The sequence below is a fragment of the Mesorhizobium xinjiangense genome, from assembly GCF_009749525.1.
Taxonomy (GTDB): domain Bacteria; phylum Pseudomonadota; class Alphaproteobacteria; order Rhizobiales; family Rhizobiaceae; genus Mangrovimarina; species Mangrovimarina xinjiangensis.
The window spans coordinates 1-15,651 of sequence record NZ_WOAC01000008.1 but is presented as its reverse complement, the minus strand read 5'-3'; the positions used below and the strand labels follow the sequence as shown (position 1 = coordinate 15,651).

Annotated in this window: 13 protein-coding genes; 9 read left to right on the top strand and 4 right to left on the bottom strand. The window is 66.1% G+C overall.

Going from position 1 to position 15,651, the window contains the following annotated elements; translation table 11 throughout:
• Window positions 1–3 precede the first annotated feature (3 nt).
• The 3 genes from GM909_RS10290 to GM909_RS10280 all read left to right on the top strand — a co-directional run bounded on the left by GM909_RS10290 (window position 4) and on the right by GM909_RS10280 (window position 2,564).
• Entirely contained in the window at window positions 4–780 is a 777-nt protein-coding gene (locus GM909_RS10290; RefSeq protein WP_157016305.1) for an SDR family NAD(P)-dependent oxidoreductase, read from the top strand.
• A 117-nt stretch (window positions 781–897) separates the two neighbouring features.
• Complete coding sequence (locus GM909_RS10285) at window positions 898–1,266, top strand: YciI family protein (RefSeq protein ID WP_157016304.1); 369 nt, start codon at window positions 898–900, stop codon at window positions 1,264–1,266.
• Window positions 1,263–2,564, top strand: a complete 1,302-nt coding sequence (locus GM909_RS10280; RefSeq protein ID WP_157016303.1) for an RNA polymerase sigma factor — start codon at window positions 1,263–1,265, stop codon at window positions 2,562–2,564. The genes GM909_RS10285 and GM909_RS10280 overlap by 4 nt, the downstream gene beginning before the upstream one ends.
• A gap of 24 nt (window positions 2,565–2,588) precedes the next feature.
• On the opposite strand, the gene GM909_RS10275 is transcribed toward GM909_RS10280, so the two are convergent.
• From GM909_RS10275 to GM909_RS10260, 4 genes are all read right to left on the bottom strand, one after another.
• Window positions 2,589–3,374 (bottom strand): tetratricopeptide repeat protein, encoded by a 786-nt coding sequence (locus tag GM909_RS10275; protein WP_407941280.1) that lies wholly within the window; start codon window positions 3,372–3,374, stop codon window positions 2,589–2,591.
• A gap of 232 nt (window positions 3,375–3,606) precedes the next feature.
• Complete coding sequence (rpsU, locus tag GM909_RS10270; RefSeq protein ID WP_157016301.1) at window positions 3,607–3,840, bottom strand: 30S ribosomal protein S21; 234 nt, start codon at window positions 3,838–3,840, stop codon at window positions 3,607–3,609.
• Between the two features lie 100 nt (window positions 3,841–3,940).
• Complete coding sequence (locus GM909_RS10265; RefSeq protein ID WP_157016300.1) at window positions 3,941–5,482, bottom strand: ATP-binding protein; 1,542 nt, start codon at window positions 5,480–5,482, stop codon at window positions 3,941–3,943.
• 129 nt (window positions 5,483–5,611) lie between these two features.
• The gene (locus GM909_RS10260; protein ID WP_157016299.1) at window positions 5,612–6,370 is read right to left on the bottom strand and encodes an SDR family oxidoreductase; all 759 of its coding nucleotides are present in this window, start codon (window positions 6,368–6,370) and stop codon (window positions 5,612–5,614) included.
• Between the two features lie 345 nt (window positions 6,371–6,715).
• Here GM909_RS10260 and GM909_RS10255 point away from each other — a divergent pair, with 345 nt between their 5' ends.
• The 6 genes from GM909_RS10255 to GM909_RS10230 all read left to right on the top strand — a co-directional run.
• Window positions 6,716–7,969, top strand: coding sequence for a sarcosine oxidase subunit beta (locus GM909_RS10255; RefSeq protein WP_157016298.1), 1,254 nt, complete (start codon window positions 6,716–6,718; stop codon window positions 7,967–7,969).
• A 9-nt stretch (window positions 7,970–7,978) separates the two neighbouring features.
• Entirely contained in the window at window positions 7,979–8,404 is a 426-nt protein-coding gene (locus GM909_RS10250) for a sarcosine oxidase subunit delta (protein WP_157016297.1), read from the top strand.
• Window positions 8,405–8,447: 43 nt separating this feature from the next.
• Window positions 8,448–11,441 (top strand): sarcosine oxidase subunit alpha, encoded by a 2,994-nt coding sequence (locus tag GM909_RS10245; protein WP_157016296.1) that lies wholly within the window; start codon window positions 8,448–8,450, stop codon window positions 11,439–11,441.
• Window positions 11,434–12,009: a sarcosine oxidase subunit gamma gene (locus tag GM909_RS10240; RefSeq protein WP_157016295.1), complete on the top strand. Its 576-nt coding sequence runs from the start codon at window positions 11,434–11,436 to the stop codon at window positions 12,007–12,009. The genes GM909_RS10245 and GM909_RS10240 overlap by 8 nt, the downstream gene beginning before the upstream one ends.
• A gap of 66 nt (window positions 12,010–12,075) precedes the next feature.
• Window positions 12,076–14,163, top strand: a complete 2,088-nt coding sequence (locus tag GM909_RS10235; RefSeq protein ID WP_157016294.1) for a CHASE2 domain-containing protein — start codon at window positions 12,076–12,078, stop codon at window positions 14,161–14,163.
• Between the two features lie 380 nt (window positions 14,164–14,543).
• Window positions 14,544–15,651 (top strand): FecR family protein (locus GM909_RS10230; protein WP_198174201.1); only part of this gene is annotated, 1,108 nt, incomplete at its 3' end.

The following is a 15,651-nucleotide window of genomic DNA, read 5'->3' as shown; positions in this document are numbered from 1 at the left end:
TGCATGGTACGGTTTGCGGGCTTGTCGGTGTTGCTCACCGGCGCAACCGGAGGATTCGGGCGGCGCACCGCCGAACGGTTGGCCGCGGAAGGCGCTCGCCTGGTGCTGTCCGACATGGACGCCGATGCCCTGACTGCGCTCGCCGACAGTCTCGACACCGAGACCACGGTTCTGGCCGGCGACATCGCGCAAGAGCAGCTATCGGCCGATCTGGTGGAGCGTGCCGTCGGCGAATTCGGCCGCCTCGACATCGCCATCAACAATGCCGGCATCGCGCAGAGCTTCGTGAAGCTGCCCTTGGTGCCGACCGACGAGGCGCGGCGCATCATCGACATCGACCTGATGGGTGTCTATTTCGCCATGAAGTACCAGCTTCCCCAGCTGGAAAAGCAGTGCCGCCGCGACGGCACCGGCGGCGCCATCGTCAACATCTCCTCCGTCGCCGGTCTCGCCGGCGCGGCGCGGCTTTCGGTCTATTCCGCCGCCAAGCACGGCGTTGTGGGGCTCACCCGTTCCGCGGCGGCCGAATATGCCTCCAAGGGGATCCGGGTCAATGCCGTGTGCCCCGCCTTCGCGCGCACGAGCATGGTCGGCGATTTCGTCAAGCTGTCGGGCCGCACCGAAAACGAGGCGATCGCCGAGCTGACGCGCGGCGTGCCGATGAAGCGGGTCGCCGAGGTCGACGAGGTGGTCGAGGCGATCCTGTTCGCCGCCGACCCGAAAAATTCCTTCATGACCGGACACACGCTCGCCATAGACGGCGGCATCACCGCCATCTGACACGTTTCTGTCAGGAGACCGGGCGAGCGGGCTCGAACTTCGGCACATTTGTTGTTCCTGTCCGTCGGCTTGGGGCATACTCCTTCGTCCTTGCAACTGACGGAGGTACCCCAGCGGATGCGCTACGCCCTTTTGTGTTACAACTCCGAGGCCATGGTCAGCCATCTGCCGAAGGCGGATGAAGAGGCCATGATGGCGCGGGTGCGCGCCGCCGAGACGAAAATCTCCGAGCGCGCGCGCATCGGCCCGAGCCTCAGGCTGATGCCCACCACGGCCGCCACGACGGTCAAGGCGGGCGACGACCCGCTGGTGATCGACGGCCCCTATGCCGAGACCAAGGAGCAGCTCCTCGGTTTCTGGATCATCGAATGCGAAAGCCACGAGGATGCCATCGAGGCCGGCCGGCTCCTGGCGCGCGAACGCGAGGTCGGCGGCATCGAGGTCCGCCCGTTGCTGGCCTATAATGCCGGAGACGAAACCCCTTGAGCGAACTGGATTGGATCGGCGCCGCACTGGCCTCGGCACGGCCTCAGGTCATGGGGGCGCTGTTGCGCTATTTCCGCGACCTCGACCACGCCGAGGAAGCCTTTCAGGAGGCGAGCCTCAGGGCGCTCAAGACATGGCCGGCCAAGGGCCCGCCGCGCGACCCCGCTGCCTGGCTGATCTTCGTCGGTCGCAATGCCGCGCTTGACCGGGTGCGCCGCGACCGGCGCCTGCAGGAACTGCCGCCGGAGGACCAGCTCTCCGACATCGAGGATGCCGAGGCCGACATGGCCGAAAGGCTCGACAACAGCCACTATCGCGACGACGTGCTGCGGCTGATGTTCGTTTGCTGCCAGCCCGAATTGCCGGCGACGCAACAGATCGCGCTGGCCCTGCGCATCGTGTCCGGCTTGACCGTGAAGGAAATCGCCCGTGCCTTCCTCGTCGGCGATGCCGCCATGGAGCAGCGCATCACGCGGGCCAAGCGGCGCATCGCCAATGCCGGCATAGAATACGCCGTTCCCGACGCGGTCGAGCGGGCCGAACGGCTGGGCGCGGTCGCGGCCATGATCTATCTCGTCTTCAACGAGGGCTATTCGGCGAGCGGCGGCGAGGCGCATATCCGCCGGCCGCTGTGCGAGGAGGCGATCCGCCTGGGCCGGCTGCTGCTCGGCCTGTTTCCTTCCGAGCCGGAGATCATGGGCCTGCTCGCCCTGCTGCTTATTCAGGACTCGCGCGCTGCGGCCCGTCTCGACGGCCATGGCAACGTCATCCTCCTCGATGACCAGGACCGCAATCTGTGGGACAGAAACAAGATCGCCGAAGGGCTGGTGCTGGTGGCAAAGGCCATCCGTCATCGTAATGCCGGGCCCTACCAGCTGCAAGCGGCCATCGCCGCCGCGCATGCCCGCGCCGCGCGCCCCGAGAACACCGACTGGGAGCAGATCGATTCGCTTTACCAGATGCTCGAAAAACTCGATCCCTCGCCAGTCGTCACGCTGAACCGCGCCGTCGCCGTCTCGAAGGCACGCGGCCCGGACGCCGCACTGGCAATGATCGAGCCCTTGGCGCCGAAGCTGCAGGGCTATTTCCACTATTTAGGCGTTACCGGCGCTTTGCTGACGCAACTCGGCCGCGCCGAAGAAGCCCGCATTGCCTTTGACCGCGCCATCGCACTTGCCCGCACCCCGGCCGAAGCCGCGCATATCCGCATGCATCTCGACCGGCTCGCGGCGCAATCCAGCGCTTGCGACGCATCGGCCCGAAGATCGGAGCCGGTTGTCGGAAAGCACAAAGCGTAGATTCAAAGCGATAGGGCGTCCGGTTCAGCCCGACGTGCGCGCCAGACCGTCCACGGCCGGCTCGTAGTTGGGGTCGTGCTTCACCGCTTCCTGATAGGAGCGCTTGGCGCGTGACTTGTCGCCGCGCCGCTCGAAGACCAGCGCCTGGTTGGCCCAGCCTTCCGCGTTGTTGCGGTCGAGCTTGATGGCGGTGTTGAAATCGGAGAAGGCGTTGTCCTCGTCACCGAGTGCGAGATAGGAGATGCCGCGGCCGTTATACGGCTCGGCCGCTTTCGGCGCCATCGAGATGGCGGTCGAGAAATCCTCCAGCGCATAATTGTGCTGACCGCTCTCCTGGTAGAGCAGGCCGCGATAGTGGTAGGCGCGAGGATTGGTCGTGTCGAGCTGAATGGCGCGCTGCAAATCGCCGAACGCTTCGTTCGACCGTCCGGCCAGGCGATAGAGATTGCCGCGCCCGATATAGGCCGCGTCATAGGACGGGTTGATCTGCAGAGCGCGGGCGTAATCGGCGAGCGCCTTTTCGGTGTCGCCCATCTGCCGATAGATCAGCGCGCGGTTGGCATAGGCCTGGTAGTAGTTCGGGTTGAGCCGGATGGCGGTGTCGAAATCCTCGAGCGCTTCGCGGTACTTGCCGCCGCGCCCGTAGGCCGAGCCGCGAATGTTGTAGGCTTCCGGATCCTGCGGGGTGCGGTCGATGACGGAGGTCAGCGAGGCGATGTTTTCGGCCGAACCCTGGGCGGTGTCGATCGTCGCGATCTGGGCTGCCGGACCGTCCGACTGGCAGGCTGCCAACCCGAAGCAGGCAACCATCGTCAAGACGCTGAAAGATGCACGGAACCGACGCTGTTTGAACCGGGTGGCGCAGGTGCCTGTCATGCCGTTCGAATCCCTCACTTGCCGGCCGCTCCGGCCGTCCCCGCTCGCAATGCCGCCCTCGAATGCAGACCACACAATGAAATTTGATGCGGGCAACAAAAAGGTGGCGGCGACTCCTCGTCGCCCCACCTCGCTATCGCCCGAAAGAGACGAAATATGGGCGCGATCAACGCGCCGGAGCAGGCCGAGGCCCGGACAGCAGCCCCTCGCGCTGGGCGCGCTTGCGCGCCAGCTTGCGCGCGCGGCGAACGGCTTCGGCCTTCACGCGCGCACGTTTCTCGGAAGGCTTCTCGTAATGTCCGCGCATCTTCATTTCGCGGAAAATGCCTTCGCGCTGCATCTTTTTCTTCAGCGCGCGGAGGGCCTGGTCAACATTGTTGTCGCGGACGAGTACCTGCACGTTCGTTCCTGTCTTTCCGGGTTGTCGGTTTCTGCTTGATCTATAGGGAATACCCTTACGCAGCGGAATCCGCAGCGAGTTGCGGCGGCTATTAGCAGAGTCAAGAGCCGTTGTCCACTACGGAAGTGGGCGCCGAGGGCGAATTTGCCGGCCGTGACAGTTCGGGCGCTGCAGTGGCGTCCGGGTTACCCGCTGCGGTCTCGCAATCGAGGTCGGGAAAGGCCGCGATGCGCAGCCCGCGCAGGTCGGTCCTGAGCACGATCAGGCCGCGTTCTTCGAAATAGGCAAGCAGGCGCCGGGCCCGACGTGCCGAATGGGTGCCATAGGCCTGAGCCAGCGATGCGTCCGATGGGCAGGGAGCGTGTTCGAGCGCGGCGCGCGCGACAAGCAGGAACACGCCCTGGACATCGTCTGGCAGGCTCTCGGAAAGTCCGAGCGCGGTCTGCCATCGTTCATCCGCCGCCGCCTCGCCTTCGACGCCGGCGCGCGCCACGGCAAGGCGGCGGCGAAAGGCCGGCAGCGAAAGCGCCTCACCCGGCACGCGGCGGATGCGGCAGCGCACCAGGAAATCCTGGTAGAGCACGGCGTCGGAGCGGAACGAGACGTCGGGCTCGTCGAGGATCTCGGCCATGACGGCACCGATCCCCGCTTCGCGCTCGACTTCGTCAACCTCGGCGAAAAGCGATTCCTGCGAACGCTCCGCCTCGGGCCGCGTGCGCGCCAGCTGTTCCAGGATGTCGGCGGTTGGCGTTGGTGGCGGCGGAGTGCGGCGCACCGGTTGGCGGCGTTCCTCTTCGGTGACCGGAGCGAAGATGAGTTCCGCGGCGTCCAGCGGCGCGTCGGGCAACGGCGTGAGCTTGGGGCTGGTGGAGCGCGCCTCAGTTTCGACGCTGCCGATCTCGACGGCCAACGGCCGTCGCGACAGCGCCGGACCGAGCGCCACGAAATGCCCCCTGTTCAAGTCGCGGAACATCTCCGCCTGGCGCTTGTCCATGCCCAGAAGGTCGGCCGCGCGCGCCATGTCGATGTCGAGAAAGGTCCGCCCCATGAGGAAGTTGGACGCTTCCGCCGCGACGTTCTTGGCCAGCTTGGCGAGCCGCTGCGTGGCGATGACGCCGGCCAGGCCGCGCTTTCGTCCGCGGCACATCAGATTGGTCATGGCGCCAAGCGAGACCTTGCGCGCCTCGTCGCCAACGTCGCCGGCGGCGGTCGGCGCGAAAAGCTGTGCCTCGTCGACCACCACGAGCACGGGGTACCAATGGTCGCGCTCGGCATCGAACATGCCGCCGAGAAAGGCGGCCGCGGCGCGCATCTGTTGCTCGGCTTCCAGCCCTTCCAGATTGACGACGACGGACACGCGATGCTGGCGCACACGCCCGGCGATGCGGGTCAGCTCGTGCTCGCTGCGCACGGCGTCGACCACCAGATGGCCGAACTTGTCGGCCAGTGTGACGAAATCGCCTTCCGGGTCGATGATGCATTGCTGCACCCAGGGCGCGCTCTGCTCGAGCAGGCGGCGCAGGAGATGCGACTTGCCGGACCCCGAATTGCCCTGCACGAGCAGGCGGGTCGCAAGCAGTTCCTCCAGGTCAAGCTGGGCCGGCGCGCCGGACGCCGTGCCCATATCGATGCCTACCTTCATTCTTTCCGCCGCTCCGAACCCTTGCGCGAACCGGCCATGGGTGGCCGAGCCGCCTGTTCTGTTAGACGAGTCGGCCATGGCCGCACAACAGCGCGGCCATCTGTATTGTGGATGCCCGTATGCGTGAGGCTATGTGCGGTTTATCGATATCCCGCCGTCGGCAAGCATTGCCGTACCGGTCACGAAACTGGCCGCATCGGACGCCAGATAGAGCGCCGCAGCGGCGATTTCCTCGGGCGTAGCGACCCGCTTCAGCGCGTGCAAGCCTTCCACGAAGGCGCGTTCCTCCGGCGTCTTGAAGGTGGCGATCGGCGTATCGGTGCCCCCAGGCAGCAGCGCATTGACGCGCAGCCCCCGCGGTCCGTACTGGGCGGCCAGCGCCTGGGTGAGGCCGATCAGGCCGGCCTTCGAGGAGGCATAGACGGCCATGCCCGGCATGCCGACCGTGTGGCCGACGAAGGTCGAGGTGAAGATCAGCGAACCGCCGCCACCCGCGAGCATCGCAGGGATCTGGTGCTTTGCTCCCAGGAAGGCGCCGGTCAGATTGGTCGCCAACGTCTCGTTCCAGCCGTCGAGCGCAATCTCCGCAATGTCGCCCATGGGGCCGACGATGCCGGCATTGTTGAAGGCGATGTCGAGACGGCCGAATTTTTCCAGTGCGAAGGAAACGAGGGCCTCGGCATGGCGTTCACTGCCCGCCTCGCCGGGCAGGAACGCGGCCTCGCCTCCCTCGCTCGCAATCTCGTCGACCAGCGTCTCGAGTTCTTTTTGCCTGCGTGCCGTCGCGATCACCTTTGCGCCATGGGCGGCAAAGAGCTTCGCTGCGGCCCGTCCGATGCCGGAACTGGCACCGGTGACGACGGCGACCTTGTGGTTGAGCGTGTACATTTCTTTCCATCCTGTTTCGTTGCGGTTGCCTGCGGGCCCACAGGATGGAGAGGAAATGACAGGCGTGCGGAGCTGCCGCCACCCGAAAGCTGCATATGTCACCGGTGCGGCGTCGGGCTCGACCCTCAGAACATGTCCCGCTCGAACGGAATCGGTTTGAGCGAAAGGCACATGTTCCAACATATTGATCTGGCGCGCATATCAAACGTCTCCGTTTAAAGCGAACGCGCGCTAGCGCCATCTGCCGTCGCAATCAGTGCAAGGCCGAGGGCGTGCATTCGCTAGTGATACGAAAGCCGTTCCGACGCGGCGGCAACGAAGCATGTCCATGCGAGGCAGGATACAATGCGCAAATATTCCGTGTTCGCCATTGCCCGCGAAGCGTTGCGCGGCCATACGGGTTGGCAGGAGCAATGGTCCTCGCCCGAGCCGCGGGCCGAGTATGACGTGGTCATCATCGGCGCCGGCGGCCACGGACTTGCCACGGCCTACTACCTGGCCAAGGAGCACGGCATCACCAATGTGGCCGTCCTGGAAAAGGGATGGCTCGGCGGCGGCAATACCGGCCGCAACACCACCATCATCCGCTCCAACTATCTCTACGACGAATCGGCCGCCATCTATAATCACGCGCTCGATCTGTGGGACGGGCTCTCCCAGGATCTCAACTATAACGTCATGTACTCGCCGCGCGGCGTCATGATGATGGCGCACAATGTGCACGACGTGCAGATCTTGAAGCGCCATGTTCACGCCAATCGGCTGAACGGCGTCGACAACCGGTGGCTGACACCCGGCGAGGCCAAGGATTATTGTCCGCCGCTCAACATTTCCGGCCAGGCGCGCTACCCTGTCGTGGGTGCCGCCCTGCAGCGCCGCGCCGGCACGGCCCGCCATGACGCCGTCGCCTGGGGCTATGCGCGTGGCGCCTCTGATCGCGGTGTCCACATCATCCAGAATTGCGAGGTCACCGGCATCAATCGCGGCCCGGACGGGGCGGTGACGGGCGTGGAGACAACGCGCGGGACGATCGGAGCAAAAAAAATCGGCGTCGTGGCGGCAGGCCATTCCTCGGTCATCATGCAGATGGCGGGTGTCGAGGTGCCACTGGAATCCTATCCGCTGCAGGCGCTGGTTTCCGAGCCGGTCAAACCGGTCTTTCCCTGCGTGGTCATGTCCAATACGGTCCACGCCTATGTCTCGCAATCCGACAAGGGCGAACTCGTTATCGGTGCTGGAACCGACCAGTACACCTCCTATGCGCAGACCGGCGGGTTGCATATCCTCCAGCACACGCTTGATGCGGTTTGCGAGATGTTCCCCATATTCACACGCATGAAGATGCTGCGCTCCTGGGCCGGCGTCGTCGACGTGACACCGGACCGCTCGCCGATCCTCGCGCGTACGCCGGTGAAAGGCCTTTATGTCAATTGCGGCTGGGGCACGGGCGGCTTCAAGGCAACGCCGGGCTCCGGCCACGTCTTCGCTCATACGATTGCCCGTGACGAGCCGCACCCGATCAACGCCCCTTTCACGCTGCAGCGGTTTCGCACCGGCCGGCTGATCGACGAGGCGGCGGCGGCCGCCGTGGCGCACTGAGGTTCTGTGATGTTCCTGATCCACTGCCCCTATTGCGAGGAAGAACGCCCGGAATTGGAATTCCGCCATGCCGGCGAGGCGCATGTCGCGCGGCCGGACGACATTGCCGAGATTTCGGACGAGGCATTCGAGCGCTATTTCTTCATCCGCTCCAACCCCAAGGGCATTGCCTACGAGCGCTGGCGCCACATCCATGGCTGCGCGCGTTTCTTCAATGCCGCCCGCGACACGGTGAACGATCGGTTCCTCGCCACCTACAGGATCGATGAGCCGAAGCCGGACGCAAAACGGCTCGCCTCGCGCGCCGAGAGGAGACGGCCGCAGACGGAAGCGGCGAAAAGCACCCCTGCGCCCGCCAAGCCGGCTGGGGTTCAGGCAAGGGCTGCACGCGCGGCGACGAAGAAGCCGGCGCCAAAAGGAGTGAAGACGCGATGAGGATTGGTCCTCCATGGGTGCAGTCTTTGCCGGGAGACGCCTGATGGCCGAGGCATATCGCATCTCCGGTGTCGGTCGCCTTGACGAAGCGCAGCCCGTCGGATTCACGTTCGACGGTAAGTCCTACGGTGGCAGCGCTGGCGATACGCTGGCCTCGGCGCTGCTCGCCAACGGCGTCCATCTCGTCGGGCGCTCGTTCAAATATCATCGTCCCCGCGGCATCGTTTCAGCCGGGGCGGAGGAGCCCAACGCGCTGGTCGGGCTTCATCGCGACGCGGCACGAAAGACGCCCAATGTGCGCGCAACCGTGCAGGAACTCTATAACGGGCTCGCCGCGGTGTCGCAGAACCGCTGGCCCTCGCTCGGATTCGACGTCGGCGCGGTCAACGACCTGGCGTCGCCGCTCTTTCCGGCCGGCTTCTACTACAAGACCTTCATGTGGCCGAAGTCGGCCTGGACTTCGCTTTATGAGCCGAGGATCCGCGCTGCCGCCGGCCTCGGCGTGGCGCCGGACAAACCTGATCCGGACCGCTATTCTGCGCGCTACGCCCATTGCGAGGTGCTTGTCGTCGGCGGCGGGGCTGCCGGCATCGCCGCCGCCCTTGCGGCGGCACAAAGCGGGGTGCGCGTCATCCTCGCCGACGAACAGGCGCAGCCCGGCGGCGCGATGCGCTTCGAACGTGGTGCCGTGATCGACGGCCAGGCGGGCTGGGACTGGACGCAGGAGGCGGTCGCCCGGCTTGCGAGAATGGACAATGTGCGGCTGCTCACCAGGACGACCGCCTTCGGCTATTACGCGCAGAATTTTGTCGCTCTGGCCGAGCGGGTCAGCGACCACCTTGCCGAGCCGGGAGACCTGCCGCGCGAAAGGCTGTGGCAGGTGCGGGCGAAGAAGGTGGTGCTCGCCACCGGCGCGATCGAGCGCCACATGGTCTTTGACGGCAATGACCGGCCGGGCGTCATGCTGGCGTCGGCTGCGCGCACCTATCTCAACCATTACGGCGTCGCCGTCGGGCGGCATGTCGGCGTCTACACGGCCAATGATTCGGCCTATGCGGCAGCCATCGATCTGAAACGCGCCGGAGTGGGCATCGCGGCCATCGTCGACTGGCGCGACAATCCGCGCGGCGGGGTCGTCGAGGAAGCCCGCGCGCTCGGCATCGAGGTTCTGCATGGGCGCGGCGTCGCGACGACCGGCGGGCGCCGGCGTATCGCCTCCATGACGGTGGTGCCCAAGGCGGGCGGCGGCGGGCGCGTGGTCCCTGTCGACGCACTCTTGATGTCGTCGGGCTGGACGCCGTCGCTGCATCTGTTCTCGCAGTCGCGCGGCAAGGTCGCCTTCGATGCCGTGGGCCAGCGGTTCCTGCCCGGAACCTACGCACAAGACTGCATCTGCGTCGGCGCCGGCAATGGAACCGACGATCTGGCCACGTCGCTGCGCGAGGCCTTCGCGGCCGGCGAAAAGGCGGCACGCGAGGCCGGCGGCGATGGCGGCGACAAGGTCTCCCGCCCCAGGGTCGAGGCGAGCGAAAGCTGGGCGGGCGGCATGCTGGGCGCGGGACCGGGCGCCGGCAGCGGCACGACCGTCAAGGCCTTCGTCGATTATCAGAACGACGTGACGGCCAAGGACATCAGACTGGCCGTCAAGGAAGGCATGCACTCCATCGAGCATGTCAAGCGCTTCACCACCACCGGCATGGCGACGGACCAGGGCAAGACCTCGAACCTGCATGGCCTGGCGATCGCCGCGGACGCATTGAAGAAGGAAATTCCCGAGGTTGGGCTCACGACCTTCCGCGCGCCCTACACGCCCGTCACCTTCGGCGCCATGGTCAACCACGCGCGCGGACCGCTCTTCGAGCCGACGCGCCAGACCGCCATGCATGGCTGGCACGAAGACCACGGCGCGGTGTTCGAGGATGTCGGCCAGTGGAAGCGTCCCTGGTACTATCCGCGGCCGGGCGAGGACATGCGGGCCGCCGTCGCCCGCGAATGCCGCACCGTGCGCGCGGCCGCCGGCATCTTCGATGCCTCCACGCTCGGCAAGATCGAGGTGGTGGGGCCGGACGCGGTGCGCTTCATGGAACTCCTCTACACCAATCCCTGGGCCAAGCTCGCGCCGGGGCGCTGCCGCTACGGCGTCATGCTTCGCGAGGACGGCTTCCTCTATGATGACGGCGTGGTCGGTCGGCTGGCCGAGGACCGCTTCCATGTGACGACGACGACCGGCGGCGCGCCGCGCGTGCTTCACCACATGGAAGATTATCTCCAGACCGAATTTCCGCATCTCGATGTCTGGCTCACCTCGACCACCGAGCAATGGGCCGTCATCGCCGTGCAGGGGCCGAAGGCCCGGGAGATTGTCGCCCCGCTCGTCGAGGGCATCGATCTGACCGACGAGGCGATGCCGCACATGTCGGTGCGTGAAGGCACGATCTGCGGCGTGCCGGCGCGGTTGTTCCGCATGTCGTTCACCGGTGAGCGCGGCTATGAGATCAACGTGCCGGCCGACTATGGCGAAGCGGTCTGGGAGGCCGTGTGGGCCGAGGGCGAAAAGCACGGCGCCTGTGCCTATGGAACCGAGACGATGCATGTTCTGCGCGCCGAGAAGGGTTTCATCATTGTCGGCCAGGACACCGACGGCACGGTGACGCCGGACGATGCCGGCCTTGGCTGGGCGACCGGCAAGAAGAAGAGCGATTTCGTCGGCATACGCGGCCTGAAACGGCCGGACCTCGTCGCTTCCGGGCGCAAGCAGCTTGTCGGACTGAAGACGAAGGATCCGCAAACCGTGCTGGAGGAAGGTGCGCAGATCGTCGCCGATCCCGATGAGCCGGTGCCGATGCGCATGCTCGGCCACGTGACGTCGTCCTACTGGTCGGAAAATTGCAGCCGCTCGATTGCATTGGCACTGGTCGCCGACGGGCGCGATCGCATGGGTGAGACGCTCTACGTTCCCATGCCGGACCGGACGATCGCGGTCGAGGTTACCGCAACGGTGTTCTTCGATGAAAAGGGAGAACGCGTGCATGGCTAAGGCCGCAAAAGCCGTCCAGACGTCGGCCGAACGCCGGCCAAAGCTCGCCGGCCGCTCGCTTAAGGCGGGGAATGTCACGTTGACGCCGGCCGAACCGGCAGCGCGGCTGGCGCTGCGCGCGCCGCAAGCCTCCATCGCCGCCTTGTCGAAGGCCCTCGGGGTGACCCTGCCGCAAACACCGAAATCCTCGGCCGTCTCGAAGGACGGCGCGCGCACCGCGCTGTGGCTCGGGCCTGACGAATGGCTGATCGTCGCGCCGGACGGCACGGATCTGGCAGGCGAAGCCGCCGGGGCCGGTGCGCTCCATGCTGCGGTCGATATCGCGCATCGCAATGCCGCGATCCTGGTCGAAGGCGCGGGCGCGCAGGCCTGTCTTGCGGCCGGCTGTCCGCAGGACCTGTCGCCAGCGGCCTTCCCGGTCGGGGCGGTTTCGCGCACCGTTTTCGGCAAGGCAGAGATCGTGCTCGTGCGCACCGGCGAGGATGCCTTCCGGGTGGAGGTCTGGCGCTCCTTCGCCGACTATGCCTGGACGCTGCTGGCGGAAGCAGCGCGGGACGCCGGTCAATAGGCCGGCTCGACACCGCACGGGCGATCCAATAGGCTTCTGCATGCCCCATCAACGGTCGGGCGTGTCATGAAGCGCATTGTTCAGCGCAAGCCGTTCCAGGTGGCTCTCATTGCCGCCAGCGTGCTCTTGGCGGCGTGGCTGGTGCGCATTGCCGATCCGGGCATTCTGCAGACCGTCCGGGATGCGACCTTCGATCAGTACCAGCGCATCGCGCCGCGGGCGCCGCCCGAGCTGCCGATACGCATCGTCGATATAGACGACGATTCGGTGCGCCGTTATGGCCAGTGGCCCTGGCCGCGCACCATGCTGGCCGAGATCACCGACCGGCTCGGCGCGTTGGGGGCGGCCGTCGTCGTATTCGACATGGTCTTTTCCGAACCCGACCGCACGAATCCGGCCCAAATCGCCCGGCGTCTGCTTGCCGGGCGCGGCGGTGACGAAAAGGTCCTGGTCGACACGCTGAATAGCATGCCGGACAATGACGCGCTGTTTGCCCAAAGCCTTGCGCGGCAGCCCTCGGTGGTCGGCTTTTTCGCAACCGGCGCCGTCAGCGACGAGCGCCCGCGCCAGACGGCCGGGTTCGCCTTTGCCGGCGACGATCCCGTGCCGGCGCTTCTGCGCATGAACGGCGCCATCGTCAACCTTCCGGCGCTCGAAGACGCGGCCGCCGGCATCGGCAGCATCAGCCTGGCCGGCGGGCGCACGAGCGACGTCGTGCGGCGGATCCCGCTCTTCCTCACCGACGGCGAAGCCATCTATCCGGCCCTGGCGATGGAGACGCTGAGGCTCGCCGCCGGCGGGTCGACATACATATTGAAGACGGCATCTGCGAGCGGCGAGGTCAGCGGCGGGACGGCCGGGATGGTCAGTGTCAAGGTCGGCGATTTCGTCGCGCCGACGACGGCGTCGGGCGAGATACAGCTCTATTTCAAGCGCGACCGGGCTTCGGACTACATTTCCGCCGGCCGGCTCCTCGGCGACCAGGCGGAGGACCTTGCACCGCTTGTCGAGGGCCATATCGTGCTGGTGGGAGCGTCGGCCGTGGGCTTGTCGGACATGCGCATCACCTCGCTGGGCGAGACGGTGCCGGGCGTGTCGCTGCACGCGCAGATCATCGAGCAGATCCTGACGCAGAATTTCCTCGAACGGCCCGACTGGGCCGACGGCGCGGAGTTCGCCATGACGGTGGTGCTCACGGCGTTGATGATGGCCGTTCTGCCCTTCTGCAGCGCTCTCGTCGCCGCGATATTCGGGGCGATCTGCGCCGCGATCGTGGCCGCCATCAGCTGGATCGCCTTCCAGCGCTACGGCGTGCTGATCGAGCCTGTCTTCGCCATGCTGACCGGCGGCGCCGTCTATATCCTGGCGATCACGCTGACTTTCGCGGCTTCCGAGCGCGAGCGCCGCTTCGTCCGCTCGGCGTTCCAGCATTATCTGGCGCCGGCACTGCTGACCAAGCTCGAGGCCGAGCCGGAAAAGCTCATCCTTGGCGGCGAGGTGCGCAACATAACCGTGCTGTTCATGGATATCCGCAATTTCACCGCAATATCGGAAACGCTTGCGCCGGCCGACCTCGTTGCGTTTCTCAACCGGCTCTTCTCGCCTCTGTCCGATATCATCCAGGCGCATGAAGGTGCGATCGACAAATATATCGGCGATTCCATCATGGCGTTCTGGAACGCGCCGCTCAGCGTCGAGGCCCATCCGCGCAAGGCCTGCCGCGCGGCATTGAAGATGGTCGAGGCGGTCGAGGCGCTGAACCGCAGCGATGCATTCGGCTTTCGCGGCAAGGGCTTGGCGCTCGACGATATCCGCATCGGGATCGGCATCGCCACCGGAGATGCCTGTGTCGGCAATATGGGATCGTCGGCGCACTTTAACTATTCGGTCATCGGCGACACGGTGAACGTTGCCGCTCGAATCGAGACAATGACCAAGACCATCGGCTACCCGATCCTGCTTTCACAGGAGACGGCGGCGGCGGTGGCCGGCATGGCTCTGCTGCCGATCGGCGAATTGGCTCTCAAGGGCAAATCGCAGGATGTGGCGCTCTACGCGCTGGTCGGCGACGAGGACCACGCGCGCTCGCCGGAATTTGCACGTCTGCGGGCCGATCATGCGCGGCGAGGACGGTCGAATGTGTTTGATCGCTAGGCCGTGTGGACAGCTATGGATTGGAGCGTGGTATGAGCGAAAATCGTTCAGTTCCAGGAGTGGGCCCGCAGGAAGGGTCGCCCCCTTTCAAGGGGCCGCGACGCCGAAATGGGCGATTATCGCCATATCCCTTCGGGACGCGGCGGATCTCGCCCCTGAATACGTCGAAAATGCTCGACGGTGGTCGACACCGCCTTGCGCTTTTCTCCTGTTCAGGAACGAAATCCGGCTCGCGCCACGCCCAATCCATAGCTGTCCACACGGCCTAAGCCATAATTGGTAGCCGCGACATATCGACCTGCAACAACCCGCATTTTAGAATGGTCAATTCGCGAGTCATTCGCGACGCGAGGCAATAGCTCATGTACGGCATGGGTATAATGTTGCTGTCGTTCCTGCTGCTGGCCCTGCACGCGACGGCAACGGCGCAGGAGATCGGCGTGGCTGTCGATGCACGGCTTCGCGTGTCGGCGACTGGCCAGGGCGGCAGCAAGGTTCTCGTCAGTTCCGCTCCCGTCTTCCACAATGATCGCCTGAGGGCCAACGCGACAGGCTTGGCGCAGATCCGGTTCCTCGACGACACCAAGCTCGTGCTCGGTCCGAATTCCAGCATCGTCCTGGACAGTTTCGTCTTCTCGGCAAACCGGTCGGCCCGGAGCATCTCGCTCGCCGCGACCCGGGGCGCCTTTCGCTTCATCAGCGGCAACAGCCGCAAGAGGGTCTATTCCATCCGGACGCCCGAAGGCACCATCGGTGTCAGAGGCACGGCATTCGATGTCACGGTGGAACGGGGCCGGACCAATGTCGTCCTGCTGCATGGCCAGATCAACATCTGCCCGCGTACCGGCGGCTGCCGTGTGGTTCGCAGCCGATGCGAGTTCGTCGCCTTTTCCGGCCGCGGCTTTCTCGAGACGGGCAACGTCGCCGGGAGCATGGGAACGCGCCGCTACCGGAACCTGTTTCCGCTGCTCACCAATTCGCGGCCCATCCTGCCCCAGTTCCAGGGCGGTTCAAGTGCCTGCCAGGGCAGTTCGTCGATCGCACCTGGACCCCAGAACATACTCGCGCCGCGCAGCCAGCCGCGCGCGCCCGGCCCGCCGGGCCAACCCGGCAGGGCGGGTGGCAGGGGCGATAGCGGCAGTGCGGGCAGTGCGGGCAGTCCGGGCAGTCCGGGCAGTCCTGGAAGCCCTGGAAGCCCAGGTGGCTCTGGAGGCGGCGGCAGCGCGGGCGGTCCTGGTGGTTCAGGTGGCGCTGGCGGTGCCGGCGGCGGGGGAGGCGGAGGCGCCGGTGGTGCATCAGGCGGCGCCGGGGGCGCGGGCGGTGGAAGTGGTGGCGGGTCAGGCGGTTCCGCCGGTAGCGCAGGCGGTGCGGGAGGAGGAAGTGGCGGCGGCGCAGGCGGCGCCGGAGGCAGCAGCGGTGGCGGCGGTGGTGCCGGTGGTTCGACGGGCGGCGCAGGCGGAACGGGTGGCGGCGGCAGCGGCGCCAGCG

Excerpts from the sequence above, each read along its gene's own strand:
- GM909_RS10290 (WP_157016305.1), top strand. The coding sequence starts at position 4 with ATGGTACGGTTTGCGGGCTTGTCGGTGTTGCTCACCGGCGCAACCGGA.
- GM909_RS10285 (WP_157016304.1), top strand. The coding sequence starts at position 898 with ATGCGCTACGCCCTTTTGTGTTACAACTCCGAGGCCATGGTCAGCCAT.
- GM909_RS10275 (WP_407941280.1), bottom strand. The coding sequence starts at position 3,374 with ATGGTTGCCTGCTTCGGGTTGGCAGCCTGCCAGTCGGACGGTCCGGCA.
- GM909_RS10265 (WP_157016300.1), bottom strand. The coding sequence starts at position 5,482 with ATGAAGGTAGGCATCGATATGGGCACGGCGTCCGGCGCGCCGGCCCAG.
- GM909_RS10260 (WP_157016299.1), bottom strand. The coding sequence starts at position 6,370 with ATGTACACGCTCAACCACAAGGTCGCCGTCGTCACCGGTGCCAGTTCC.
- GM909_RS10255 (WP_157016298.1), top strand. The coding sequence starts at position 6,716 with ATGCGCAAATATTCCGTGTTCGCCATTGCCCGCGAAGCGTTGCGCGGC.
- GM909_RS10250 (WP_157016297.1), top strand. The coding sequence starts at position 7,979 with ATGTTCCTGATCCACTGCCCCTATTGCGAGGAAGAACGCCCGGAATTG.
- GM909_RS10245 (WP_157016296.1), top strand. The coding sequence starts at position 8,448 with ATGGCCGAGGCATATCGCATCTCCGGTGTCGGTCGCCTTGACGAAGCG.
- GM909_RS10240 (WP_157016295.1), top strand. The coding sequence starts at position 11,434 with ATGGCTAAGGCCGCAAAAGCCGTCCAGACGTCGGCCGAACGCCGGCCA.
- GM909_RS10235 (WP_157016294.1), top strand. The coding sequence starts at position 12,076 with ATGAAGCGCATTGTTCAGCGCAAGCCGTTCCAGGTGGCTCTCATTGCC.